Below are 25,367 nucleotides of genomic sequence, written 5' to 3' on the forward strand. Positions count from 1 at the left end.
TTGGCGATGGCTGCACGATCTATCAGGGCGTGACGCTGGGCGGCACCTCGCTCTACAAGGGCACCAAGCGCCATCCCACGCTGGGCCGCGACGTGGTGGTGAGCGCAGGGGCCAAGGTGCTGGGGGGCTTCCTCGTGGGCGACGGCGCCAAGATCGGCAGCAACGCCGTGGTGATCAAGCCGGTGCCTGCGGGCGCCACGGCGGTGGGCATCCCGGCCCGCATCATCCCGAGCAAGACCGGTGAGAGCGCCGATGTGACCGAGCAGGGCCAGAAGTTCCAGGCCTACGGCCTCACCCAGGAAGACGACCCCTTGTCGCAGGCCATGCGAGGCCTGATCGACAACGCCGCCGGGCAGGAGCACCAGATCGCGCTGCTCTGGCAGGCCATCGAGACGCTGGCCGAGACCAGGAAGCGCGACTGCGTGCCGCAGGATGCGGCGCGCGAAGAGTGCTTCGAGGCCGAGAAACTCAATCAGTTGGTCGGGAAGTAGGCGCACGCGCGCGCCGGCCCGATGCCGGGGCTTTCGATCCGCGGGGGGTCAGTGATGGTGGCCGTGCGCCCCGTGCGCGTGGCCATGGGCGATCTCTTCGGCCGAGGCCGCCTTCACGTCGACCACGTTCAGGGTGAATGTCAGGTCCTGCCCGGCCAGCGGGTGGTTGCCATCGAGCATCACGGTGTCGCCCTTGATCTTGGTCACGGTGAAGATCTGCCGGTTGCCTTCGGCGTCGCTGCCTTCGAGCTGGCCACCCACCTTCACGCCGGGCGGGAAGTCTTTCTTCGAGATCGTGGTCACCAGGCTTTCGTCGCGCTCGCCAAAGGCCAGCGAGGGCTGCAGCTTGATGGTGGTGCTGAAGCCTTTCTCCTGGCCTTCCAGGGCGAGCTCGACGCCCGGCAGCGTGTTGCCATAGCCCCCGTGCAGGTAGGCGCGCGGCTCCTTGCCGTCTTCGAGCACTTTGCCCTTGGCATCGACGGCGCGGAAGGTGAGGGTGACGATGGTGTCTTTGGTGATCTTCATGTCGGGTCGCTTGAGAGGGTTAGCGGGCGGGGCGCACGGCGGACTTCGGGCGGAAGGCCTTGCAGACCTCGTCGTGCGTTTCGAGATAGGGTCCGCCGATCAGGTCGATGCAGTAAGGCACGGCGGCGAAGATGCCGTTGATGCGCTGCGTGCCGTCGGCGTTCTTCAGGCCTTCGAGCGTCTCGGCAATCGCCTTGGGCTGGCCAGGCAGGTTGATGATCAGGCTCTGATCGCGCACCACGGCCACCTGGCGCGAGAGGATGGCGGTGGGCACGAAGGCCAGGCTGATCTGGCGCATCTGTTCGCCAAATCCGGGCATTTCCTTGTGCGCCACGGCCAGCGTGGCCTCGGGCGTGACGTCGCGCAGCGCCGGGCCGGTGCCGCCGGTGGTGAGCACCAGCGAGCAGCCGGCGTCCACCAGCTCGACCAGCGTTGCGCTGATGCGCGCCTCTTCGTCGGGAATCAGGCGCGGCTCGAACGTGATCGGGTTGCGCAGCGCGCGGGTGAGCCAGTCCTGCAGCGCGGGCAGGCCCTTGTCTTCATAGACGCCAGTGCTGGCGCGGTCGCTGATGGACACGATGCCGATGCGCACCGGGTCGGCGGGGGCATTCAGGGGCTCGCTCATGGCTGGTCTTGGTCGTCGGTGGGAGCGATGTCGTCGTCCTCGCCCTGGTTCAGCGCGGCCTTGACGATCTGGAAGATTTCCCGGTAGGCCTTGCCGTGGCGCACGGCCTCGCCTGGGCGTTCCTGCGCCTGCGTGGCCTGGGCGTCTTTGCGCGCCTGGCGGATCAGCGCCCGCAGGTGCTGCACGTCGGCGCCTGCGTCGAGCTGCAGCCAGGGGGTGAGCGCCTCGTCGTCGGCGATCAGGCGGTCGCGCCATTGCTCGGCCAGGTGCAGCGAGAGCGTGCCCTTGGCGGAGCCTTTGGCCTGTTCGTCGAGCGCGGCTTGCACCGCGGCGATCGTGTCCTCGTCCAGCGCACGCATCAGCTTGCCGATGAATTGCATCTGGCGGCGGCGGCCTTCGAAGTTGGTGATGCGCCTGGCTTCGGCGACTGCGTCCAGCAGTTTTTCCGGCAGGTCGAGTTTCTGTGTCAGGTCGGTGCGCAGCGTGAGCAGGTTTTCGCCGAGCGCCTGCAGGCGGTCGCTTTCCCGCTTCAGGTCGGTCTTGCTCATCTCGGCGTCGCCTTTGAGCTCGCGCTTGAGCTCCAGGTCCAGTTCGCTGCCCAGGGCGACGAACTGGCCACGAACGAAATAGCCTTTGGTGGGTTTGCGGGACATGTGGATCGTTGAATAGGCCTTCTGCGCGAATGGCAGCGGCCGGAAGGGGGCGCAAGTATCATAGCCGTCGACATGAAAAAACCCTCCCAAGCCCCCGCGGCCGACCCCCGTTCCCCCCTTTCCGGTTTCCAGTACGCCCGCAGCCAGTTCGAGGAACTGGTCGATCTGGCCCTGGGCCACGCGAAGCAGCTCGGCGCTGCGGACGCGGCGGCCGAGGTCTCCGAGGGCGCCGGCCTGAGCGTTTCGGTGCGCAAGGGCGAGCTGGAGAACGTGGAACGCAACCGCGACAAGTCCCTGGGCGTGACGGTCTACCTGGGGCAAAAGCGCGGCAACGCCTCCACCTCCGACTTCTCTGCCGCCGCGGTGCGCCAGACGGTGCAGGCCGCCTACGACATTGCCCGCTTCACCGCCGAAGACCCGGTGGCCGGCTTGCCCGACACCCAGGACGTGGCCGACAGCTACCCCGACCTCGATCTGTTTCACCCCTGGTCGCTCGATTCGGAAGAGGCCGCGCGCATCGCCCTGGCCTGCGAGGCTGCGGCCTTCGCCACCAGCAAGAAGATCACCAACAGCGAGGGCGCGGGCGTGTCGGCCCAGCAGTCGCACTTCTTCACCGCGCACCTGCGCGGCGGCGAGCGCGGCAAGCCCGGCATCTTCAGCGGCGGCTATGCCAGCTCGCGCCACAGCCTGTCGGTGGCGCCGATCGCCGGCAAGGGCGCGAACATGCAGCGCGACTATTGGTACAGCTCGATGCGCTCGCCGGCCGAACTGGCCACGCCCGAAGCGGTGGGCCGCTATGCCGCCGAGCGCACGCTTGCGCGCCTCAACGGCCGCAAGATCGCCACCACCGAATGCCCGGTGCTGTTCGAGTCGCCCCTGGCGGCCGGCCTGCTGGGCAGCTACGTGCAGGCCACCAGCGGCGGCGCGCTCTACCGCAACACCACTTTCCTGCACGACAGCCTGGGCAAGCGCGTGACGGCCAAGCACCTGGACATTCTCGAAGACCCGCACGTGCGCAATGGCAAGGGCAGCGCGCCATTCGACGACGAGGGCGTGCGCACGGCCAGGCGCAAGGTGCTCTCGGGCGGGCGGGTGCAGGGCTATTTCCTCTCCACCTATTCGGCGCGCAAGCTGGGCATGCGCACCACCGGCAACGCCGGCGGCTCGCACAACCTCACGCTCACCAGCCGCCTCACCCAGCCGGGCGACGACCTGCGCGCCATGCTCAAGAAACTCGGCCGCGGCCTGTTCGTCACCGAGCTGATGGGCCAGGGGGTGAACTACGTGACCGGCGACTACTCGCGTGGCGCTTCAGGCTATTGGGTGGAAAACGGCGAGATCGCGTTCCCGGTGCACGAGATCACCATCGCCGGCAACCTCAAGGACATGCTGCTGGGGATCGAGGCCATCGGCGCCGATGCCTACAACTACGGGGCGAAGACCACGGGGTCGATCCTGATCAACCGGATGAAGGTGGCCGGGAGCTAGGCCCACCCCGCGCCGCTGCGGCGGCGCGTCTTCCCCTCAAGGGGGCCATGCCGTGGCTCGGCAGAGCCCGTTCCACGGCATGCGGGTCTTTCAGCTTCCCGCGCCGGAAAGAGCGGCCTTTACCGCCGCCGAGACCTGGCCCATGTCGGCCTTGCCGGCCAGGCGGGCTTTCACCGCACCCATGACCTTACCCATATCGCCAGGGCCCTTGGCGCCCAGCTCGGCCACGATGGCCTTCACTTCGGCGGCCACCTCGTCGGCCGACAGGCGCGCGGGCAGGTAGCCCTGCAGCACGGCCATTTCGGCGGCTTCCTTGTCCACGAGGTCCTGGCGCGCGGCCTTGGTGAAGGCCTCGATGCTGTCCTTGCGCTGCTTGACCAGCTTGTCCACGATGGCAATGACCATGGCGTCGTCCAGTTCCACGCGCTCGTCCACTTCCTTCTGCTTCATCGCGGCGGTGAGCAGGCGGATGGTGCCCAGGCGCTCGCTGTCCTTGGCGCGCATGGCGGCTTTCATGTCTTCGGTGATCTGGTCTTTCAGGCTCATGGAGGCTCCTGGGAAGTGGGTCGGGAAAGAGGAATCGGCAACAAAAAAGCCCGCCTGAGCGTCCTCCAGCGGGCTTGTTCGCGACCGGGCAGCAGGGCCCGGCGGCTCGTGCTCAGTACAGCTTCTTGGGCAGCTGCATCGAGCGCACACGCTTGTAGTGGCGCTTGACGGCGGCAGCCTTCTTGCGCTTGCGCTCGGCGGTCGGCTTTTCGTAGAACTCGCGGGCGCGCAGATCGGTCAGCAGGCCGAGCTTTTCGATGGTGCGCTTGAAACGGCGCAGGGCGACGTCAAAGGGCTCGTTGTCTTTTACACGGATGGTCGTCATTGGCGAAAAATATCCAGAATGCGCGGAAAGAGGATGAACGGGAAGATCGGGCCCGGGCGTCGTTTCCGCAAAATGTCCCGTCATTAACTAGTATTGGCCGACGGGGATTTGCCAGCAAAGCCCTGGATTATAGCCGTTTCCATGCGATTGGCTACCGCATCGCAGGGCGCGCGGCGCAGCGGCGGTCACAGCGCTTGTGCGCAGGCGTGGGCGCTGGCCCAGGCCCACTGGAAGTTGTAGCCGCCCAGCCAGCCCGTCACATCGACCACTTCCCCGATGAAATATAGGCCCGGCTGCCTGGATTCCAGGGTCTGGGAAGACAGGTCGCGGGTGTCCACGCCGCCCAGCGTGACCTCCGCCTTGCGGTAGCCCTCGGTGCCGGTGGGTGTGAGTTCCCAGCGCGAGAGCCGATCGGCCAGCCGCGCCAGGGCCTTGTCCGAGGCTTCGGCCACGGGGCGCTGCCAGTCGGCGTCCTGCTGCACCCAGGCCTCGGCGAGGCGGCTGGGCACCAGGGCGGCGAGTTCGTTGCCCAGCAGCTTGCGCGAACTGGCCTTGGCGCGCGCCAGGGCGGTGGGCAGTTCGGTCTCTGGCGCCAGGTTCAGGCGGATCGGCGTGCCTTCCTGCCAGTAGCTGGAGATCTGCAGCACCGCCGGGCCGGACAGTCCCCGGTGGGTGAACAGCAGGTCTTCCAGGAAGGCCATGCGGCCCTTTTTCTCCCCGGTTTCGATGCGCACGGGCAATGCCAGCCCGGCCAGGCCGGCGTAGGGCGCCCAGCCATCGCCGTCGAAAGTGAGCGGCACCAGCCCCGGGCGCTGGGCCACCAGGCGCAGGCCGAACTGGCTGGCGATGCGGTAGCCGAAGTCGCTCGCGCCGATCTTGGGGATGGACAGGCCGCCCGTGGCGACCACCACCGCGCGGGCGCGCACCGGGCCGCGGTCGGTGTCGAGTTCGTACAGGCCGTCGCCGCCCTGGCGCACGGCCTTCACACCGCAGGGTTGCCAGCGCTGCACGCCGCCCGCGTCGCACTCGCGCAGCAGCATCTGGATCAGGTCGTCGGCCGAGCGGTCGCAGAACAGCTGCCCCTTGTGCTTCTCGTGGAAGGCGATGCCGTGGCGCTGCACGAGGGCGATGAAGTCGGCCGGTGTGTAGCGCGAGAGCGCCGAGCGGCAGAAATGCGGGTTGGCGCCCAGGAAGTGCTTGTGCGGCGCCTGTGGGTCGAGCTCCCGGTTGGTGAAGTTGGCGCGCCCACCGCCCGAGATGCGGATCTTCTCCGCGACCTTGTCGCTGTGGTCCAGCACCAGCACGCGCAGGCCCCGCTGGCCGGCGATGCCAGCGCAAAAAAGGCCGGCCGCGCCCGCGCCGATGACGATGGCGTCGAAATCTTGCATGGCGCGCAGTGTAGGCGCACCGGCGTTCAACCCGTGTGCCGACTGCGTTCGGCGAGGGTGGCGGCCTTGTGCGTGAGGGCGTCGATCTCGCCCGTGATGTCCGACAGCACGTTGGCGACCACGGCGAATTCACGGCCGTGCTGCCCGGCCCGTGCAGCGACGACCTGCGCGTTGAAGCTCACCACCTTGGCCTCCTTGGCCACGCTCTGGATGTCACCGACGATGCCCGCGAGCTCTTTCATCATCGCGTCGGAGCGCGCCTTGGCGACCTCATCGAAGGCGGTGGTCGCGGTGTTGAGGGCGTCGAGGATGCGGTCGGTGTGATCCACCAGCTCGGCCAGGGTGGTCGGCACGCGCGGGCTGTAGGCCTCGATCTGTTCGAGCGCGCTGTGCATGAGCTGGATGAATGCCTGCACCACCGGACCGACCCCTCGCGCGCCGTGGTAGGTCTCCTGAATCTTGCGGGCGCCCTGCGCCTCCAGCAGGTCCACCGTGCCCACCAGGTGTTGCTGGCTCTCGCTGAACATCTGCAGGCTGCGCTGTGCGGCCGGCAGCCGGCCCAGATCGCCATTGGCCGCCAGCACGGTCTGCAGGATCATGCGTTGCGAGAGCATGCGCTGGCGCGCGGCGAGGTTGACCAGCGAGAGGCCCGCGATGTGGGCGGGCGTGTCGCGGTGGACGGGGCGGGTGGGGGCGAGGGATGTCATGGGGCTGACATCAAGCAATCGCCGGGCCATGGCGGCCCGACCGGCGCTCAGGCGACGCGCGCGAGTGCCTGCGGCGCCTGCACGGCGGCGATGCCGCTGACCACGTCACCGACCACGATCACGGCGGGGCTGCCCAGGCCTTCGCGCTCGATGGTGGCGCTGAGTTGCCCCAGTGTGGTGAGCGCGTGCCGTTGTTGGGGCAGCGTGGCGTGCTGGATCACGGCCAGGGGTGTCTCGGCCGGCAGGCCGGTGAGCAGGTCCCGTTCGATCTGCGCGGCACTGGACACGCCCATGTAGATCACGAGCGTGAGCTTGGCCTCGCGCGCGGTGGCGGCCAGGGCCTGCCAGTCGGTGCCAGCGTCGCCCGGCTTGGCGTGGCCGGTGACGAAGACCACGCCGTGTGCATGTTCGCGGTGGGTGAGCGGCACGCCCAGCGAGGTGAGGCCCGCCAGGCCCGAGGTGATGCCATTGACCACCTGCACTTCGATGCCGGCGGCACGCAGGTGCTCCACCTCTTCGCCGCCGCGGCCGAAGATGAACGGGTCGCCGCCCTTGAGCCGCACCACCATTTCGCCTTCCTGCGCCGCCATCACCATGAGCTTTTCGATGAAGGCCTGGGGCGTGCTTTTGCAGCCGCCACGCTTGCCCACGTGCACGATGCGCGCGCGGGGTGAGGCGTGCGCCAGCACGCCTTCGCTCACGAGGTCGTCGACCAGCAGGACGGTGGCGGCGCTGATGGCCTTCACGGCTTTGAGCGTGAGCAGTTCGGGGTCGCCGGGGCCGGCGCCGACCAGGGCCACGGTACCCGGCAGGAACTCAGACGGCAAGGGCATGGGTTGCGGTTTCATGTTGCACGACCTCTCGCAAGATGTGTTCCACCTGCAGGGCGATCGGTGTGGGGATGGGTTGCGTGCCATCGAGCACGGCGCGGATGTAAGCGGCGGTCTGCCCGGCGTCCACCGGCGGCAGTTCGGGCAACCGGGCCAGCGGCCCGTCCTGCGACGCCTGCACTTCGGCGCGCGCGCCGTCGCGCAACACCTCCATGCGCGGCGTGCGGCGCGCGTCGGCCACGGGTTCGCCTTCGGTGCCTCGCAGCAGCAGCGCGTGCGCGCCGGTCAGGGCCCAGGTGGCGGCCATGGAGGTGGCGTACTCCGGGTGGGTGTAGCTGCCGACGATGAAGGCCTTGCCCTCGCACGGGTTCATCAGCTTCACCAGGCTGTGGGCGGGGTTGCGCAGGCCGACCGCGCGGCGCACGTCCAGCAGGCGCTTGAGGCCGGGGCTGAGCACCTCGGTGGGCACGAAGGCGACTTCGCCCGCTCCCAGCGCAGGCACCTCGCGGGCCGGGGACACGCCCAGCGCCTCGAACACCTGGGCGGCGAACACGCGCAGGTCCTCGGTGGCTGTGCCGTGCACCAGCACCGCCGCGCCACCGCGCGCCAGCAGCAGGGCCAGCAGCGGCGTGAGCACCGGCAGTTTGCGCGCGCCGTTGTAGCTGGGCAGCACGACGGTCGTCCGGCCGTTGTCGGGCAGGCGGCGCAGGCGCGCATGGGTGGCATCGAGGAAGCCGGCCATTTCGTCGGGCGTCTCGCCCTTGATGCGCATGGCCAGGCAGAAACCGCCGATCTCGAGATCGGTCACCGTGCCGTCCAGCACCTGGCCGAGCAGGTCCGTGGCCTGTGCGCGCGTGAGCGAGCGGGCGCCGTCCTTACCCCGACCAATTTCCTTGATGTATTGACTGATGGCCATGACTTGCAAATTTCCGCGAATTGTCCGGCAAGTTTGATGACTTATCGTTATATGGGGGATCTGGCTGCTCAGGCGGCCTGGGGCTGGGTCAGGGGTGCACGGGCGCGCACCAGCCGCTTGAGCTCGGGCACGCAGGAGCCGCATTGGGTGCCGCACTGCAGGCTGGCCTGCAGTGCGGCCAGGCGCTGTTCGTCGCTCCCCTCGCAGTGGACCAGACGGGTCTGGATGGCGTCTTCCCGGATGTTGAAGCAGGTGCATACCTGGCGGCCTTTGGCCGCCAAGGCCACCGGCGCCTTGGCGCCCGGCATCAGCAGCAGGCGGCCGTACGCGCCCGCGGGCAGCCCGTCCTGCAGCAGGGGCTTGATCCAGACCTCGGCGCGGGTGTCGCCGGCCAGCACGAAGGCTTCGAGCCGGGTGGCATCGCCTTCGCGGACCAGGCGCGCGGTGCGGCGCTGGCCCAGGCGCTTGTCCACGTAGCGCAGCGCCTCGGCCGCCTGCAGGCCGAGCAGGGCTTCGATGCGCTCGATCAGCCCGGGTTCGGGCGCATCGTGCGCGGCGGCGCGAAACAGCACGCCGGTGCGCTCGCGGCCAAACGGCACGCAGGCGGCAAACGGAAATTCCGTCATCAGGGCGCGCAGGCCTTCGCGTGCGGCTTGCGCCGTCGCCTCGGGCAGCCAGCCCACGGCCAGGAGCGTCCAGGGCAATTCGGCCTTGAGCACTTTCACCGCCGCATGCTTGAGCTCGGGCTGTTTCGACGTGGGGCAGTGCGACGAGGTGGTGAGCGCGTTGACGCCGGCCAGCGGCTCGCCGGTGCTGCTGCGGCCGCTGAGGTATTCCGCGCCCCAGTGCATGGCGATGAAGGCCTGCGACAGGCCGATGTCGTCCGAGGCCATGGCGGGCACGAGGATGGAGCCACGTTTGCTGGTCACGTGCACCAGATCCCCGTCCTTCAGGCCGCGGCGTTCCATGTCCTGCGGGTGCAGTTGCACCGAGGGTTCGGCGACGTGGCCGAACAGGCGGCCCAGCGTGCCGGTGCGCGTCATGCCGTGCCACTGGTCGCGCAGGCGGCCGGTGGTGAGCGAGAACGGGTAGCGCGAGTCGCGCGGCTCGGACAGGGGCACGAAGTCCAGGGCGGCGAAGCGGGCCTTGCCGTCGGGCGTGGCGAACACCCCATCCTCGTACAGGCGCTGGCGGCCCTGCGGTTCGCCGGCCTTGAGGGGCCATTGCTGTGGCCCCTGCTGCTGCAGCATGGCGTAGCTCAGGCCGGTGATGTCGAGGTCGCGCCCGCGTGTGGATTCGCGGTGTTCCAGCCAGAGGCTCTCGGCATCGGGGTAGGGGAACAGCGTGGGCTGGCCGGGGCGCCAGCGGGCTTCGAGCCGCTGCGCGAAATCGACCACGATGCGCCAGTCGTGCCGCGCCTGGCCGGGGGCGGGCACGGCGGCGCGCACGCGGCTGATGCGGCGCTCGCTGTTGGTGACGGTGCCGTCTTTCTCGCCCCAGGTGGTGGCGGGCAGCAGCAGGTCGGCGTAATCGCAGGTGGCGGCGGTGGCGTAGGCCTCCTGCACCACGACGAATTCGGCGCGATCCAGCGCGCGGCGCACGGTGGCCTGGTCGGGCATGGACTGGGCCGGGTTGGTGCAGGCGATCCAGAGGGCCTTGACCTGGCCGTCGGCCGCGGCTTCAAACAGCTCGACCGCGCTCAGGCCGGGTCTCTCGGGGACCGAAGGCAGGCCCCAGAGTGCGGCCACTTCGGCGCGGTGTCGGGGATTGGCGAGGTCGCGGTGCGCGCTGAGCAAGTTGGCCAGGCCACCGACCTCGCGCCCGCCCATGGCGTTGGGCTGGCCGGTGAGCGAGAAAGGGCCGGCACCGGGTTTGCCGATCTGGCCCGTGGCCAGGTGCAGGTTGATCAGCGTGGCGTTCTTGGCGGTGCCGCTGCTGCTCTGGTTCAGGCCCTGGCAGTACAGGCTGAGCGTGGCCGCGCGACGCTGCGGGTCGCCGCTGGCGCCTGTGGCGAACCATTGGGCGGCGGTGAACAGGTCTTCGCGCCGCAGGCCGCAGGCCTGTGCCACGCGCTCGGGCGTGTGTTCCCGCACCAGGGCCTTGAGCGCGTCGAAACCGGTGGTGTGCGCGGCGATGTAGCCGCTGTCGATCCAGCCTTCCCAGAGCATGATGTGCAGCAAGCCGTGGAACAGCATCACGTCGCTGCCGGGCTGCAAAGGCAGGTACAGGTCGGCAAGCCCGGCGGTGTCGGTGCGGCGCGGGTCGGCCACGATCACCTTCATGGCCGGGTTGTTCTGGCGGGCTTCCTCCACGCGGCGGAACAGCACGGGGTGCGCGAAGGCGGCGTTGCTGCCGACGATGAACAGGCATTGGGCGTGGTTCACGTCGTCGTAGCAGGTGGGTGGCGCGTCGGCGCCCAGGGTGAGCTTGTAGCCTGCGACTGCGCTGCTCATGCACAGGCGCGAGTTGGTGTCGATGTTGTTGGTGCCGATCAGGCCCTTGGCCAGCTTGTTGAAGGCGTAGTAGTCCTCGGTGAGCAACTGCCCGCTGATGTAGAAGCCGACCGCGTCGGGGCCGTGCCGTTCGACCACGGAGGCGAAGCGCCCGGCGGCGAGGTCGAGTGCCGCGTCCCACGCCAGGGGCTTCGCGGGCGCACCGCGTTGCAGGCGCTGATGGGGTTGCAGCAGTCGCACCTGCTGCGCGATGGCGGGCGCTGCGCTGAGGTGCAGGGTCTGGCCCTTGGTGCAGAGGCGGCCGAAGTTCGCCGGGTGCTGCGGGTCGCCGCTCACGCCGGTGATCTGGCTGCCCACGCTCTCGATCAGCACCCCGCAGCCCACGCCGCAGTAAGGACAGGTGGAGCGGGTGGTGATCGGGCTCATGCGGAGGCGCAGACCGCCGAGCCAGACCGAAGCCCCTCTGGGTGCGCGTGGGGATCGGTGGCCCGCCGGGCGGGGCCGGCGATGGGGCGCGCCAGGTCGATCGCCTGGGTCGCGAGTTCGTGCGCGTCCAGGTGCACCACGCCGTCCTGCACCTTGACCGCGAAGCGCGGCGTGCAGCCTTCGTCGGGCTCGCGGGCGCAACCGCTGTCCAGACCGATGGTCCAGTTGTGCATCGGGCAGGCCACCTGGTTGCCGAAGACGATGCCTTGGCTCAGCGGGCCGCCTTTGTGGGGGCAACGGTCGAGCAGGGCGAAGACTTCGTCGCGGTCGTTGCGGAACACGGCCACGTCCAGGCCTTTTTCGCGCTGCACGCAGCGCGAGCCAAGCACGGGGATGTCGTCGACGCGGGCAATGGCAATCCAGGCGGTCATGCGGTACTCCTTTCGAGCGACACGGGCTGAATGGGAATGAACTGGCGCGTGTCCACCGAGGCCTTCTGGTGCTCGAACCAGGGATCGGGCTCGCCGTCGAGCGCGAATTGGAGCTGCGCCCACAGCGCCTTGCGGCCTTCGGCGTCGTCGAGGATCTTCTTCTTCACGTGGTCCATGCCCACACGGTTGACGTAGTGCACCGTGCGTTCCAGGTACCAGCCTTCGAGGCGGTAGAGCTGCATGAAGGCGCCGGTGTACTCCAGCACTTCCTCGGCGGTCTTGAGCTTGGTGAAGAACTCGGCCACCTCGGTCTTGATGCCACCGTTGCCGGCGATGTACATCTCCCAGCCCGAGTCCACGCCGATGATGCCCACGTCCTTGATGCCGGCTTCGGCGCAATTGCGCGGGCACCCGCTCACGGCAAACTTCACCTTGTGCGGCGCGTACATGCGCCACATCGCCCGCTCCAGGTCCTTGCCCATCTGCGTGCTGTCTTGCGTGCCCATGCGGCACCACTCGCTGCCCACGCAGGTCTTCACCGTGCGCAGGGCCTTGGCGTAGGCGTGGCCGCTGGGCATGCCGATGTCTTTCCACACCGCCTGCAGGTCTTCCTTCTTCACGCCCAGCAGGTCGATGCGCTGGCCACCGGTGACCTTCACGGTGGGGATGTTGTATTTGTCCACCGCGTCGGCAATGCGCCGCAGCTCGTCGGCCGTGGTCTCGCCGCCCCACATGCGCGGGATCACGCTGTAGGTGCCGTCCTTCTGGATGTTGGCGTGGCTGCGCTCGTTGATGAAGCGGCTTTGCGGGTCGTCCTTCGCTTCCTTGGGCCAGGTGCTGATGAGGTAGTAGTTGACGGCCGGGCGGCAGGTGGCGCAGCCGTTGGGCGTGCGCCAGCCCAGGCCCTCGAACACCGCGCCGATGCTCAGCAGCCGGCTGTCGCGGATGGCGTCGCGCACCGCCTGGTGGCCGTGATCGGTGCAACCGCACATGGCCTTGAGCTTGGGCGTGGCGGAGTAGTCGCCGCCAGCGGTGAACATCAGGATCTGTTCCACCAGCCCGGTGCACGAACCGCAGGACGCGCTGGCCTTGGTGTGCTTGCGCACCTCTTCCAGCGTGAACAGGCCCTTGTCCTGGATGGCTTTGCAGATGCGGCCCTTGGTGACGCCATTGCAGCCGCAGACCTCGTCGCTGTCGGCCATGGCGGCGGCCTTGCTGTGGCCCTGGTGGCCCACGTCGCCGATATTGGATTCACCGAACATCAGGCGGTCGCGGATATCGGCCACGCTGCGGCCGTCGCGCAGCAGCTTGAAGTACCAGCTGCCGTCCACGGTGTCGCCGTACAGGCATGCGCCCACGAGCCTGTCGCCCTGGATCACCAGCTTCTTGTAGACGCCGCCCGACGGGTCGCTCATCACGATCTCTTCGGTGTGCCCGTCGCCCATGAAGTTGCCGGCGGAGAAGAGGTCGATGCCGGTGACCTTGAGCTTGGTGGAGGTGAGCGAGCCGACGTAGCGGCCGATGCCGAATTCAGCCAGGTGCGTGGCCAGCACCTTGCCTTGTTCGAACAGGGGCGCCACCAGGCCGTAGGCGATGCCGCGGTGCGCCGCGCATTCTCCTACCGCGTAGATGCGCGGGTCGGTCACGGTCTGCAGCGTGTCGCTGACCACGATGCCCTTGTTCACGTGCAGGTTCATCGACTCCGCCAGCGCGGTGTTGGGGCGGATGCCCACGGCCATCACCACCAGGTCGGCCGGCAGCTCGGTGCCGTCCTTGAAGCGGATGGCCCGGACCCGGCCTTTGGGCGAAGACCTGTCCCCATCCTCGTCGCCCACCAGTTCCTGCGTCTGTGCGCCGATCAGGAAGCGCATGCCGCGCTGCTCCAGCGATTGCTGCAGCAGCTTGCCGGCCACCTCGTCGAGCTGGCGCTCCATGAGCCAGGGCGCGGCGTGCACCACGCTCACCGTCATGCCTCGCTTCATCAGGCCATTGGCCGCTTCCAGGCCGAGCAGGCCGCCGCCGATGACAACGGCATGCTGGTATTGCGTGGCGGCGTCGATCATGGCCTGGGTGTCGGCGATGTCGCGGTAGGCCAGCACGCCTTGCAGGTCTTTGCCCGGAATGGGCAGCATGAAGGGGTTGGAGCCGGTGGCCATGATGAGGCGGTCGTAGGGCGCCTCGATCGTGCCGCCCTGGCCGTCGCTGGCGCGCACGGTGCGCCTGACACGGTCCACCTCCGTCACGGTCTTGCCCGCGTGCAGGGTGATGCCGTGCTCCTGGTACCACGCCCAGTCGTTGAGCACGATCTCGTCCAGCGTCTGCTCGCCCGCAAGCACCGGCGAGAGCAGGATGCGGTTGTAGTTGGGGTGGGGCTCGGCACCGAACACCGTGATGTCGTAGAGGTCGGGCGCGATCTTGAGCAACTCCTCCAGGGTGCGCACACCGGCCATGCCGTTGCCGACCATGACCAGTCTGGGGCGTTGTGAGGGAGGGGGGCGCATGTCCATGGTGGGTCTCCTGGGCGGCCGGTCAGGCCAGCTTTTCCACGTGGGTTTGGCGGGTGTAGAGGAAGTCGATCACTTCCTTGCGGCATTGCTGGTACGTCGGGCTGTCGGCCAGCGCCACGCGCTGGCGCGGGCGCGGCAGGTCCACTTGCAGCACCTCGCCGATGGTCGCGGCCGGGCCGTTGGTCAGCATCACGATGCGGTCGCTCAGCAGCACGGCCTCGTCCACGTCGTGCGTGACCATCACCACCGTGCTGTGCGTGCGCGCCACGATCTCCAGCAGTTCGTCCTGCAGCTTGGCTCGGGTGAGCGCGTCGAGCGCGCCAAAGGGTTCGTCCATCAGCAACACCTTGGGCTCCATCGACAGGGCGCGCGCAATGCCCACGCGCTGCTTCATGCCACCGGAGATTTCACCCGGGCGCTTCTGCGCGGCCGCGCTCAGGCCCACGAGGGCCAGCGCGGCTTCGGTGCGGGACTTGAGCTGCGCCTTGCCTTCGTTGGCGCCGAAGACGCGCTCGACGGCCAGGTGCACGTTCTCGAAGCAGGTCAGCCAGGGCAGCAGCGAGTGGTTCTGGAACACCACCGCGCGCTCGGGGCCGGGGCCGGCGATCTCCTTGCCGGCACAGAGCAGCACGCCGCTGGTGGGCGTGGTCAGGCCGGCGATGAGGTTGAGCAGCGTGGACTTGCCGCAGCCCGAGTGGCCGATCAGTGTGACGAACTCGCCTTTGGCCACGGTGAGGTTGATCCCGCGCAGCGCCGGGAAGAGGCCCTTGCGGGTCTTGAAGGTCTGCTCGACGCCCTGGATCTCGATGTACTTGGACGTGGCGGTCATGACTTCACCTCTTCGAACGTGAACAGGGTGGCCAGCTTGATGAGGCCGAATTCGAGCGCCAGGCCGACGATGCCGATCACGAAGATGGCGATGATGATGCTGGCCACGTTGAGGTTGTTCCACTCGTCCCAGATCCAGAAGCCGATGCCCACGCCGCCGGTCAGCATCTCGGCGGCCACGATGACCAGCCAGGCCGTGCCCACCGCCAGGCGCACGCCGGTCAGCAGGTACGGCAGCACGGCGGGAAACAGGATCTTGGTGAAGATCTTCCATTCGCTGAGGTTGAGCACGCGCGCCACGTTCATGTAGTCCTGCGGCACGCGCTGCACGCCCACGGCGGTGTTGATGATCATGGGCCAGATCGAGCAGATGAAGATGGTCCAGATCGCGGCCGGGTTGGCGCCCTTGAACACCAGCAGGCCGATGGGCAGCCAGGCCAGCGGCGAGACCGGGCGCAGCAGGCTGATGAGGGGGTTGAACATGCGGCTGAGGAAGTCGAAGCGGCCGATGGCAAAGCCCGCCGGAATGCCCACCAGCGCGGCAAGGCCAAAGCCCACCCCCACGCGCTGCAGCGACATGAGCACGTTCCAGCCCACGCCCTGGTCGTTCGGACCGGCCTGGTAGAACGGGTCGGAGAACACGTCCAGGGCCTGCTTCCAGGTGTCCAGCGGCGTGGGGATGCCGCTTTGGCCGCTGCCGGCCACCAGCGACCACACCAGCACGAGAAAGCCCAGGCCCAGCACCGGCGGGAGCACGCTGCGCGTGAGGCCCGCGATGTGCTCGCGCCAGGGCGAAGACGGGCCCGGCCGCGCACGCTCAACGGCAGCCGGCGCGGCTGCTGCGGGCTTGGGATGGGGCGCGGCGGCCATGGCCGGGGCGGGCGCCACGGCCTCCAGGGGGGTATGGAAAACGGCACTGACCATGGTGGTGTTCCTCGGGTGCGGCGGGCCTGGTCAGGCCGCCCTCATCTTGAAGCTGTCGGCGTACTTGGCCGGGTCCTTGCCATCCCACACCACGCCGTCGATGAACTTGGCGCTGCGCAGTTCGGACTTGGGCAGCGCCGTCTTGGTGGCGGACGCGGCTTCCTTGTAGATGTCGATGCGGTTGACCTGCTTGGCCACGGCCAGGTAGTCGGGGTGCGACTTGAGCAAGCCCCAGCGCTTGTGCTGGGTGAGGAACCACATGCCGTCGCTCAGGTAGGGGTAGTTGGCCGCCCCGTCGTTGTAGAACTTCATGTGGTTGGGGTCGTCCCAGGTTTTGCCCAGGCCGTTCTGGTAGCGGCCCAGGATGCGCTGGTTGATGGCGTCCACGCCCGTGTTGACATAGGAACGCTGGGCGATGGTCTCGGCCATCTTGTTCTTGTTCTGCAGGCCCGCGTCGATCCATTTGCCGGCTTCCAGAATGGCCGCCGTCACCGCGCGTGCGGTGTTGGGGTTCTTCTGCACGAACTCGGCCGTGGTGCCCAGCACCTTCTCGGGGTGGTCCTTCCAGATGTCCTGCGTGGTGTTGGCCGTGATGCCAATGCCATCCATGATGGCGCGGTGGTTCCAGGGCTCGCCCACGCAGAAGCCGTCCATGTTGCCCACGCGCATGTTGGCCACCATCTGCGGTGGCGGCACCACGATGGCGCGCGCGTCCTTGAAGGGATCGATGCCCGCGGCGGCCAGCCAGTAGTAGAGCCACATGGCGTGGGTGCCGGTGGGGAAGGTCTGGGCAAAGGTGTATTCGCGCTTTTCGCTGGCCATCAGCCTGGCCAGCGAGGGGCCATCCACCGCGCCCTTGTCGGCCAGCTTCTTCGACAGCGTGATGGCCTGGCCGTTCTGGTTCAGGTTCATCAGGATGGCCATGTCCTTCTTCGGCCCGGCGGTGCCCAGTTGCAGGCCGTAGACCAGGCCATAGAGCACGTGGGCGAAATCCAGCTCGCCATTGACCAGCTTGTCGCGCACGCCGGCCCAGCTGGCCTCCTTGGTCGGAACGATCTTGACGCCGTATTTCTTGTCGATGCCGAGTTCGGCGGCCATGACCACGCTGGCGCAGTCGGTCAGCGGAATGAAGCCGATCTTGACCTCGGTCTTCTCGGGCGCGTCGGAGCCGGCGGCCCACACGCCATGGTGGCCCAGCGTGGAGAAGAGGGCGGCTGTGCCGACGGCGCCGCCCTTCTTGATGAACTCGCGGCGCGAGGCGGTCGGGCCTTCGGCTGGGGTGGGGGTGTCTGCGTTCATGTCCAACTCCTTGCTGATGAAAAAAGCGGTGCCCCAAAGCACAACGGCGCCCATTTCCGTGCCTGCGCTGAGCGGGCGGGAAATGGACGCCGTTGTCCGTGTCTGGGTAGACAGTCGGCAAGCCTGGCCGCCATTGGCCTGGTTTGCCTGTGCCTGGATCAAAGCAGGTCCCGTGCCAGCCTCAGGGTTGTCCCTGGGTGGCCGGCGTGGCGCTTGATTTCAAAGGAAAAAAATCCGACGCCTGGAAGGCATGCGGCTGGAGCGGGGGCTTCAAACTGGTGCGGCCCGATCGGCAGGCACGCTATTTGTGCACCGCAGCGCGTGCCTGGCCTGACCGGGTCGGCGCGGGCAGCACATCGGCCATGGACAGCACGGCCTCGGCCACTTCGATAAGGCGGCGGTTCTGGTTCATGGCCATCTGGCGCATGGTCTTGTGCGCTTCTTCTTCGCTGAGCTGTCGGTGCGCCATCAGCAGGCCCTTGGCGCGCTCGATCAGCTTGCGCTCGTTCAGGCTGGCGCGCACCGTGTCCAGTTCTTCGCCCATGGTCTGCAGGCGGCGCGCCTGGTCCTGCACCAGATCGAGGATCGAGCGCTCCAGCTGCAGGCCATAGCCCTGTGCGGCCCCACCCAGGCCACCGGGCACGGCCGCCGAAGGCGCGTCCTGGAAGAAGGAGAGGGCATCGGCCTCGCGCGGGGCGGTGGTGCTCAGGGCCTCGAAGGCCTCCAGTTCGGCCCGGGCCGCAGCGATCTTGTCTTCGCATGCGCGCAGCAGGTCAAGGGCGAGGCGGTCTTCCACCGCCTTCATGCGGTCCATCCGCTGGCTGCAGCAGTCGAACCAGACCTGGCTGAGCTGCACGTTGAGTGGCGCGCCCTGCGAGGCGGTGCAGAGCACGCGGCGCAGGCGCTCCAGTTCGGCCAGGGTGGCACTGGCCTGGCTGGCCGCCCACAGGTCCGCGGCCTTGGGATTGGCGAACTCCGTGAACACCTGCAGGCAACGCTCCTGCGACTCGATCAGGTGCAGCAGCCGCTGCTGCTCGACCGCCTCGGCGCGGCCACTGACAAACAGGGCCGAGCCGGTGGCGCGTTCCTGGCCCGCGAACTCCTTGCCCTGCATGAAATTGAACAGCGCCACCAGCAGGCGCGAGATCTCCGGGTCGCTCGCGCTGTCGGCGGCCTCGAACACCACCGCCAGCAGGCCGGCGATCAATCGCACGTAGGCATCGGTCGCCTGGCGCGTGGTCCAGGCCAGAGAAGCCGCGCGTTCGCGCAGGTCTTCGAGCGCGTTCAGACCGTGCAGCACGTAGGCGATGCGGCTGAACAGACGCGCGCCATGGCCGACGCGGGCGGACTCGGTGTCCAGGCTCTCGAAGCATGCGCGCAGTTCGGCCTCGATCTGTCGGCACTCCTCGATCTGGCGGGCGCGCATGTCGGTGAAACGCGCGCCCTGCGATCCGATGTGCAGGTTGGACAGGCCGCGCTCGCGCTGCAAGCCATGGATCAGCCTGCCGGTGACGTTGACCAGGGCGCTGGTGAGCGCGAGCTGTTGCAGCTCGGCGATCTCGCAGCGCTTGGCCGCGACGAGAAAATTCAGACCCGACTTCATTTCGTGGTGGTGCTTGGATGCGCATCTTCCAGGGACACCGAGGAACCTCGGGTGTCGCCCCCCTCCCAGGGGGAGGCGCCGGTGGCGGCGCAGGAGGTGCCCCTTTCCCAGCAACAACCGTGCCGCCTCGTACACTCCCCGCATGCGGATATTGGGAATCGAGTCGTCGTGCGACGAAACCGGCGTGGCCCTGGTCGATGCCAGCGGCAGCGCCACACCCCGTTTGCTGGGACATGCCTTGCACAGCCAGATCGAAATGCACCAGGCCTACGGCGGGGTGGTGCCCGAGCTCGCCAGCCGCGACCACATCCGCCGCGTGCTGCCCCTGACCGACGCCGTGCTGGCGCAGGCCGGCCTGCCGTTGCGCGCCGTGGACGCCATCGCCTACACCCGAGGGCCGGGGCTGGCCGGCGCTCTTCTGGTTGGCTCCGGCGTGGCCTGTGCCCTGGGCTTCGCGCTGGGCAAACCCGTGATCGGCGTGCACCATCTGGAGGGACACCTGCTTTCACCCTTCCTGAGTGCCGACCCGCCTGAATTCCCTTTCGTGGCGCTGCTGGTCTCCGGCGGCCACAGCCAACTCATGCGCGTGGATGGCGTGGGCCGCTACGAATTGCTGGGCGAGACGATCGACGACGCGGCCGGCGAGGCCTTCGACAAATCGGCCAAGCTGCTGGGCCTGCCGTACCCGGGCGGCCCGGCGCTCTCGCGCCTGGCTCAGCAGGGCGACGCCCAGGCCTACAAATTTCCGCGCCCGCTGCTGCACAGCGGCGACCTCGACTTCTCGTTTGCCGGCCTCAAGACGGCGGTGCTCACCCAGGTGAAGCGGCTCGCCCACGCCCACCCGGACGGCCCGGCCACGCTGCACCTGGCCGACCCGCTGAGCGCACAGCAAAAGGCCGATGTGGCTGCCAGCGTGCAGGCCGCCATCGTCGAGGTGCTGGTCAAGAAGGCCTTCATGGCGATCCGCCGCACCGGCTTGCGCCGCCTGGTGGTGGCGGGCGGGGTGGGGGCCAATGCGCTGCTGCGCGAGCAACTGGGCGCGGCCTGCGCCCAGGCCGGGGTGCGCGTGCATTACCCCGAACTGCACCTGTGCACCGACAACGGCGCCATGATCGCCTTGGCCGGTGGCATGCGGGCCCAGGCGGGTCTGGCCGCTGTTGATGCGGCTGAAGCGGGGGGGTACCCCTTCGATGTGAAGCCGCGCTGGCCCCTCGCCGACCTGCGCTTGCCCTCGGCCCTCACCGGATGAGCGGGCGGCGGGTCTCTGTAATTATGAATTAAACTCCTGGCGCTGTCGCCTAGGCGACTCGACTGCATGGGCCATTCCCGGCCCCAGCCACGCACCCGGAGCCCTTGCCTGATGAATGCCCTGTTCGATTCCCTGTTCTCGTCGCGCCGCCGTGCGCTCGTGGCCGCGCTGCTTGGCGGGCTGACCGCCACCCTGTCGCTGGCGCAGGCCCCTGCCACGGGCGCCCCGATCCGCATCGGCATGATCGAAGGCCTTTCCGGCCCGATCGGCAACACCGGCGATGCCGTGTTCCGCAACCTGGTCTGGGCCACCGAGCGGGTCAATGCCCGCGGCGGCGTGAAGCTGCCCGGGGGCAACAGGCCCCTGGTGATTGAGCGCTTCGACAGCAAAGGCCAGACCGACGAGGCCCTTTCGGCGCTGCGCTCGGCCATCGACAAGGGCATCACCATCGTCGCCCAGGGCAACTCCTCGGCCGCCGCCACCGCGCTGATCGACGCCATCAACAAGCACAACGAGCGCGACACGGCGCGCCAGGTGCTGTTTCTCAACTACTCGGCGGTGGACCCGGTGCTGACCAACGAGAAATGCAGCTTCTGGCATTTCCGCTTCGATGCCCATGCCGACATGCGCATGAAGGCCCTGATGAGCGTGCTGCGCGAAGACAAGCAGCTCAAGAAGATCTACCTGATCGGGCAGGACTACAGCTTTGGCCAGGCCGTGCTGCGCGAGGCGCGCAGCCAGCTCGCGACCCAGCGGCCCGATGTCGCCATCGTCGGCGACGAGTTGCACCCCATGGCGCGCGTCAAGGATTTCCTGCCCTACGCCGCCAAGATCAAGGCCAGCGGTGCGCAGGCCGTGCTGACCGGCAACTGGGGCAACGACCTCACGCTGCTGGTGAAGGCCGCTCGGGAGAGCGGCTTCGAGGGCAGCTTCTACACCTTCTACGGCAATGCGCTGGGCGCACCCGCTGCGATGGGCGACGCCGGCATCGGCAAGGTGATCGCCGTGGCCGACTGGTTCCCCAACGTGCCCACGCCCGAGTCAGAGGCTTTCTACAAGTCGTTCCGCGAGCGCTTCCCCAGTCCAGCGGACGACTACGTGCACATGCGCATGCAACTGCTGGTCGAGGCGCTGGCGCAGGCCATCGAGCGCGCGGGCGCGGCCGGGCCGGTCAACGCCGCCACCATCGCCACCCAGCTGGAGAAGGCCGACGTCACGCTCGCCGGCCAGCGCGCCCGCATGCGCGCGGCCGACCACCAGTTCCAGCAATCGCTGGCCGTGGCCGTGATGGACCGCCAGGGTGCGCCCGGCGTCAAATTCGACGTCGAAGGGTCGGGCTATGGCTTTCGCGTCATCCGCAACCTCAGCCCGCAGCAGGCGGAACTGCCGCACACCTGTACCATGCAGCGACCTTGACAGAGCGGGAGCGTGTGCCGATGAGACAGGTGGTGGAACAGCTGGAGGCCTCGCGCATCCGGGAAGTGGCCAACGAAGGCCTGGGCCGGGCCGACGTGCTCAAGTTCTGGTTCGGCGAGAGCGACGAGGTCACGCCCGGCTTCATTCGCGACGCGGCCGTGGCGTCGCTGCAGGCCGGTGAAACCTTCTACGCCCACAACCTGGGCTTGCAGGCATTGCGCGAGGCGCTCGCCGCGTACACCGACAAGCTCCACCCCGGGCGCGGCGCGGGCCACTGGTTCGATCGCCTGGCGGTCACCTCGGGCGGCGTCAACGGCCTGATGCTGGCCTCGCAGGCGCTGGTGGAGGCGGGCGACGAGGTGGTCGTGGTCTCGCCGGCCTGGCCCAACCTGGTGGCCCAGCCGCTCATTCTGGGCGCGAAAGTCCACACAGTGCCGCTGCGCGTGCAGGCCGACGGGCCGCGCGCCGGCGCCTGGGTGCTGAACCTGGACGCCTTGCTGGCGGCCATCACGCCCGCCACCCGCCTGCTGGTGGTCAATGCGCCGAACAACCCCACGGGCTGGACGCTGAGCGCCGCCGAGCAACGCGCCATCCTGGCGCACTGCCGCCGCACCGGCACCTGGATCGTGGCCGACGAGGTCTACGAGCGGCTCTATTTTGCGGACGATACGCCCAACGGCGCCGCGCCCAGCTTCCTGGACGTGGCCGAACCAGAGGACCGCGTCATCGTCGCCCACAGCTTCTCCAAGAGCTTCCTCATGACGGGCTGGCGCCTGGGCTGGCTGGTGCTGCCGCCGACGCTCACGGACGCCATCGGCAAGCTCATTGAATACAACACCTCCTGCGCCCCGGTGTTCGTGCAGCGTGCCGCCGCCGTGGCGCTGGAGCGCGGCGACGAAGTCACCCCGGCTTTGGTGGCGCACCTGCGGCATTGCCGCGACACGCTGGTGCCGCTGCTGCGCCAGCAGCCCGGCGTGACCCTGGCCGAGCCGCTGGGGGGCATGTACGCCTTCTTCCGGCTGGACGGCCATGACGATTGCCTGGCCGTGGCCAAGCGCCTGGTGCGCGAAGCCGGCCTGGGCCTGGCTCCCGGCAGCGCCTTCAGCCCGCAGGCCGCGGGCTGGCTGCGCTGGTGCTTCGCCAGCCGCGACACAGCTCGCCTGGTGCAAGGGGTGGAGCGCCTGCAGGGCTGGCTGGCCGCCCAGCCACCGGCTGCCCGCTGAGTCCTTCTGGTCTATAATTCGCGTTTGCTGTCTTCACGGACGGCAAATTCACGCCTGCGGCGGCCCTCATCGGCTGCGGCGGGTCGCACGTAACGCCAGGCAACTGGTCCAGAAAGCTATCCATGATCGCCCAATCCATCAAAGCCGAAGTGGTCGCGGCCAACGCCCGCGCCGCCAACGACACCGGCAGCCCCGAAGTGCAAGTCGCGCTGCTGACCGCCCGCATCAACGAGCTCACCCCTCACTTCAAGACCCACGCCAAGGATCACCATGGCCGCCGCGGTCTGCTGCGCATGGTGAGCCGCCGCCGCAAGCTGCTGGACTACCTGAAGTCCAAGGACGCCGAGCGCTACATCGCCCTGATCCAGAAACTGGGCCTGCGCAAGTAATTGGCACGGCTGTGACACACGAAACGCCTGAGTTGGTTCGCTGGCTCGGGCGTTTTTTGCTTGTCACGCGCCTTTTTTGATTCCGGAGCCCCGACAACAGAGCGAAGCTGTGTCATTCCAAACGGGTTGTGCGCCAAGTGTGGCGCCTGCAGTCCTTCTGGAATGGCATCGTGTTCTGGGTTGTGTCTCCGGGTTTTGTGCAGCAAAGCTGCACGCATTTAACGGAGAGACACCATGAGCATGTTCAACAAAGTCACCAAGAGCTTCCAGTGGGGCCCCCACCACGTCACGATGGAGACCGGCGAAATCGCGCGCCAGTCCACCGGCGCCGTGCTGGTCAACATCGACGACACCGTGGTCCTGGCCACCGTGGTCGCCAAGACCGAGGCCAAGGCCGGTCAGGACTTCTTCCCCCTGACGGTGGACTACACCGAGAAGTCGTACGCCGCCGGCAAGATCCCCGGCAGCTTCTTCAAGCGCGAAGGCCGCCCGAGCGAACTCGAGACGCTGACCTGCCGCCTGATCGACCGCCCGATCCGCCCGCTGTTCCCTGAAGGCTTCTACAACGAAGTGCAGGTGATCGTGCACGTCGTCAGCCTGAATCCCGAAGTGCAGGCCGACATCGCCGCGATGATTGCCACCTCCGCTGCGCTGGCCGTCAGCGGCATCCCGTTCAACGGTCCCATTGGCGCCGCCCGCGTGGGTTATGTCAATGGCGAGTACGTGCTCAACCCGGGCCAGACCCAGCTCAAGGACAGCCAGCTTGACCTCGTGGTCGCCGGCACCGAAGCCGCTGTGCTGATGGTGGAGTCCGAAGCCGACCAGCTGTCCGAAGAAGTCATGCTCGGCGCCGTGGTCTACGGCCACGACATGGGCAAGATCGCCATTGCCGCCATCAACGAACTCGTGCGCGACGCCGGCAAGCCGGCCTGGGACTGGCAGCCGCCCGCCAAGGACGAGCCGCTGATCGCCAAGGTCGACGCGCTGGCCAAGGCCAAGCTCGAGGCCGCTTACCAGATCCGCAACAAGCAGGCCCGCACCCAGGCCTGCCGCACGGCTTACGCCGACGTGTTCGCCGCCCTGAAGGCCGAAGGCGTGGAGTTCGACAGCGTGGCCGTCGAGGCCCTGCTGTTCGAGATCGAGGCCAAGATCGTGCGCGGCCAGATCCTGGCCGGCGAGCCCCGCATCGACGGCCGCGACACCCGCACCGTGCGCGCCATCGAAATCCGCAACGGCGTGCTGCCCCGCACGCACGGCTCGGCCCTGTTCACCCGCGGTGAAACGCAGGCGCTGGTCGTGGCCACGCTGGGCACCGATCGTGACGCGCAGCGCATCGACGCGCTGGCCGGCGAGTTCGAAGACCGCTTCATGCTGCACTACAACATGCCTCCCTTCGCCACTGGTGAAGCCGGCCGTTTCGGCACGCCCAAGCGCCGCGAGATCGGCCATGGCCGTCTGGCCAAGCGCGCGCTGATCGCCGCGCTGCCGAGCAAGGAAGACTTCCCCTACACCATGCGCGTGGTGTCTGAGATCACCGAGTCCAATGGCTCCTCGTCGATGGCCTCCGTCTGCGGCGGCTGCCTGGCGCTGATGGACGCTGGCGTGCCCATGAAGGCCCACGTGGCCGGTATCGCCATGGGCCTGATCAAGGACGGCAACCGCTTCGCCGTGCTGACCGACATCCTGGGCGATGAAGATCACCTGGGCGACATGGACTTCAAGGTGGCCGGCACCACCAACGGTATCTCGGCGCTGCAGATGGACATCAAGATCCAGGGCATCACCAAGGAAATCATGCAGGTCGCGCTGGCCCAGGCTAAGGAAGCCCGCATGCACATCCTGGGCAAGATGCAGGAAGCCATGGGCGAAGCCAAGACCGAGGTGTCCAACTTCGCGCCCAAGCTCTTCACCATGAAGATCAATCCCGAGAAGATCCGTGACGTGATCGGCAAGGGCGGCTCTGTCATCCGTGCGCTGACCGAGGAAACCGGCACGCAGATCAACATCGACGAAGACGGCACCATCACCATCGCCTCGACCGACTCGGCCAAGGCCGACGAAGCCAAGCGCCGCATCGAGCAGATCACTGCCGAAGTGGAAGTGGGCAAGGTCTACGAAGGCCCGG

23 protein-coding genes are annotated in these 25,367 nt (G+C 68.1%); 7 read left to right on the plus strand and 16 right to left on the minus strand.

What is annotated here, in order from left to right; translation table 11 throughout:
* Positions 1-491 (plus strand): serine O-acetyltransferase (locus KIT86_RS17790; protein WP_367185449.1); only part of this gene is annotated, 491 nt, incomplete at its 5' end.
* Positions 492-539: 48 nt separating this feature from the next.
* Here the strand turns inward: KIT86_RS17790 and KIT86_RS17795 are convergent.
* From KIT86_RS17795 to yjgA, 3 genes are read right to left on the minus strand one after another with little or no spacing between them, the layout of a single operon-like run.
* A complete protein-coding gene (locus KIT86_RS17795; RefSeq protein ID WP_297400785.1) occupies positions 540-1,016 on the minus strand; it encodes a peptidylprolyl isomerase in 477 nt (158 codons plus the stop codon).
* Positions 1,017-1,035: 19 nt separating this feature from the next.
* A complete protein-coding gene (mog, locus tag KIT86_RS17800) occupies positions 1,036-1,641 on the minus strand; it encodes a molybdopterin adenylyltransferase (RefSeq protein WP_297400787.1) in 606 nt (201 codons plus the stop codon).
* Positions 1,638-2,294 carry a ribosome biogenesis factor YjgA gene (yjgA, locus tag KIT86_RS17805; RefSeq protein WP_297400788.1) on the minus strand — a complete coding sequence of 219 codons (657 nt, stop codon included), beginning with the start codon at positions 2,292-2,294 and terminating at the stop codon, positions 1,638-1,640. Before yjgA ends, mog begins: the two co-directional genes overlap by 4 nt.
* A gap of 72 nt (positions 2,295-2,366) precedes the next feature.
* On the opposite strand from yjgA, the gene pmbA reads away from it, so the two are divergent.
* Positions 2,367-3,782, plus strand: a complete 1,416-nt coding sequence (pmbA, locus tag KIT86_RS17810) for a metalloprotease PmbA (RefSeq protein ID WP_297400789.1) — start codon at positions 2,367-2,369, stop codon at positions 3,780-3,782.
* Between the two features lie 90 nt (positions 3,783-3,872).
* Here pmbA and KIT86_RS17815 read toward each other — a convergent pair whose 3' ends face one another.
* The 13 genes from KIT86_RS17815 to KIT86_RS17875 form a co-directional block, all read right to left on the minus strand.
* Positions 3,873-4,328 (minus strand): GatB/YqeY domain-containing protein, encoded by a 456-nt coding sequence (locus KIT86_RS17815; RefSeq protein ID WP_297400790.1) that lies wholly within the window; start codon positions 4,326-4,328, stop codon positions 3,873-3,875.
* Positions 4,329-4,440: 112 nt separating this feature from the next.
* Positions 4,441-4,653 (minus strand): 30S ribosomal protein S21, encoded by a 213-nt coding sequence (gene rpsU, locus KIT86_RS17820; RefSeq protein WP_056273869.1) that lies wholly within the window; start codon positions 4,651-4,653, stop codon positions 4,441-4,443.
* A 185-nt stretch (positions 4,654-4,838) separates the two neighbouring features.
* Positions 4,839-6,041, minus strand: a complete 1,203-nt coding sequence (locus tag KIT86_RS17825) for an NAD(P)/FAD-dependent oxidoreductase (RefSeq protein ID WP_297400797.1) — start codon at positions 6,039-6,041, stop codon at positions 4,839-4,841.
* 26 nt (positions 6,042-6,067) lie between these two features.
* The gene (locus KIT86_RS17830) at positions 6,068-6,748 is read right to left on the minus strand and encodes a methyl-accepting chemotaxis protein (protein WP_297400799.1); all 681 of its coding nucleotides are present in this window, start codon (positions 6,746-6,748) and stop codon (positions 6,068-6,070) included.
* Positions 6,749-6,795: 47 nt separating this feature from the next.
* A complete protein-coding gene (cobA, locus tag KIT86_RS17835) occupies positions 6,796-7,581 on the minus strand; it encodes a uroporphyrinogen-III C-methyltransferase (protein ID WP_297400801.1) in 786 nt (261 codons plus the stop codon).
* A complete protein-coding gene (gene ybiB / locus KIT86_RS17840; RefSeq protein WP_297400803.1) occupies positions 7,565-8,494 on the minus strand; it encodes a DNA-binding protein YbiB in 930 nt (309 codons plus the stop codon). Before ybiB ends, cobA begins: the two co-directional genes overlap by 17 nt.
* A gap of 68 nt (positions 8,495-8,562) precedes the next feature.
* Positions 8,563-11,373: a nitrate reductase gene (locus tag KIT86_RS17845; protein WP_297400805.1), complete on the minus strand. Its 2,811-nt coding sequence runs from the start codon at positions 11,371-11,373 to the stop codon at positions 8,563-8,565.
* Positions 11,370-11,804, minus strand: a complete 435-nt coding sequence (gene nirD, locus KIT86_RS17850) for a nitrite reductase small subunit NirD (RefSeq protein ID WP_297400807.1) — start codon at positions 11,802-11,804, stop codon at positions 11,370-11,372. The genes KIT86_RS17845 and nirD overlap by 4 nt, the downstream gene beginning before the upstream one ends.
* On the minus strand, positions 11,801-14,311 hold the full coding sequence (nirB, locus tag KIT86_RS17855; protein ID WP_297400809.1) for a nitrite reductase large subunit NirB: 2,511 nt from the start codon (positions 14,309-14,311) through the stop codon (positions 11,801-11,803). Before nirB ends, nirD begins: the two co-directional genes overlap by 4 nt.
* A gap of 22 nt (positions 14,312-14,333) precedes the next feature.
* Positions 14,334-15,140, minus strand: coding sequence for an ABC transporter ATP-binding protein (locus KIT86_RS17860; protein WP_297400811.1), 807 nt, complete (start codon positions 15,138-15,140; stop codon positions 14,334-14,336).
* Positions 15,137-16,063, minus strand: a complete 927-nt coding sequence (gene ntrB / locus KIT86_RS17865) for a nitrate ABC transporter permease (RefSeq protein WP_297400813.1) — start codon at positions 16,061-16,063, stop codon at positions 15,137-15,139. The genes KIT86_RS17860 and ntrB overlap by 4 nt, the downstream gene beginning before the upstream one ends.
* Positions 16,064-16,093: 30 nt before the next feature.
* The gene (locus KIT86_RS17870; RefSeq protein ID WP_297400814.1) at positions 16,094-17,362 is read right to left on the minus strand and encodes a CmpA/NrtA family ABC transporter substrate-binding protein; all 1,269 of its coding nucleotides are present in this window, start codon (positions 17,360-17,362) and stop codon (positions 16,094-16,096) included.
* 301 nt (positions 17,363-17,663) lie between these two features.
* Positions 17,664-18,965 carry a nitrate regulatory protein gene (locus KIT86_RS17875; protein WP_297400816.1) on the minus strand — a complete coding sequence of 434 codons (1,302 nt, stop codon included), beginning with the start codon at positions 18,963-18,965 and terminating at the stop codon, positions 17,664-17,666.
* A 142-nt stretch (positions 18,966-19,107) separates the two neighbouring features.
* Between KIT86_RS17875 and tsaD the strand changes: the two genes are divergently transcribed.
* The 5 genes from tsaD to pnp form a co-directional block, all read left to right on the plus strand.
* Positions 19,108-20,214: a tRNA (adenosine(37)-N6)-threonylcarbamoyltransferase complex transferase subunit TsaD gene (gene tsaD, locus KIT86_RS17880; protein WP_297400818.1), complete on the plus strand. Its 1,107-nt coding sequence runs from the start codon at positions 19,108-19,110 to the stop codon at positions 20,212-20,214.
* Between the two features lie 111 nt (positions 20,215-20,325).
* Entirely contained in the window at positions 20,326-21,630 is a 1,305-nt protein-coding gene (locus KIT86_RS17885; RefSeq protein ID WP_297400820.1) for a branched-chain amino acid ABC transporter substrate-binding protein, read from the plus strand.
* 20 nt (positions 21,631-21,650) lie between these two features.
* Entirely contained in the window at positions 21,651-22,853 is a 1,203-nt protein-coding gene (locus tag KIT86_RS17890) for a pyridoxal phosphate-dependent aminotransferase (protein WP_297400822.1), read from the plus strand.
* A gap of 122 nt (positions 22,854-22,975) precedes the next feature.
* Positions 22,976-23,242 carry a 30S ribosomal protein S15 gene (gene rpsO, locus KIT86_RS17895; RefSeq protein WP_291117839.1) on the plus strand — a complete coding sequence of 89 codons (267 nt, stop codon included), beginning with the start codon at positions 22,976-22,978 and terminating at the stop codon, positions 23,240-23,242.
* Between the two features lie 234 nt (positions 23,243-23,476).
* Positions 23,477-25,367 (plus strand): polyribonucleotide nucleotidyltransferase (pnp, locus tag KIT86_RS17900; protein ID WP_297400825.1); only part of this gene is annotated, 1,891 nt, incomplete at its 3' end.

The organism is Hydrogenophaga sp., from assembly GCF_026125825.1.
Lineage (GTDB): Bacteria > Pseudomonadota > Gammaproteobacteria > Burkholderiales > Burkholderiaceae_C > Hydrogenophaga.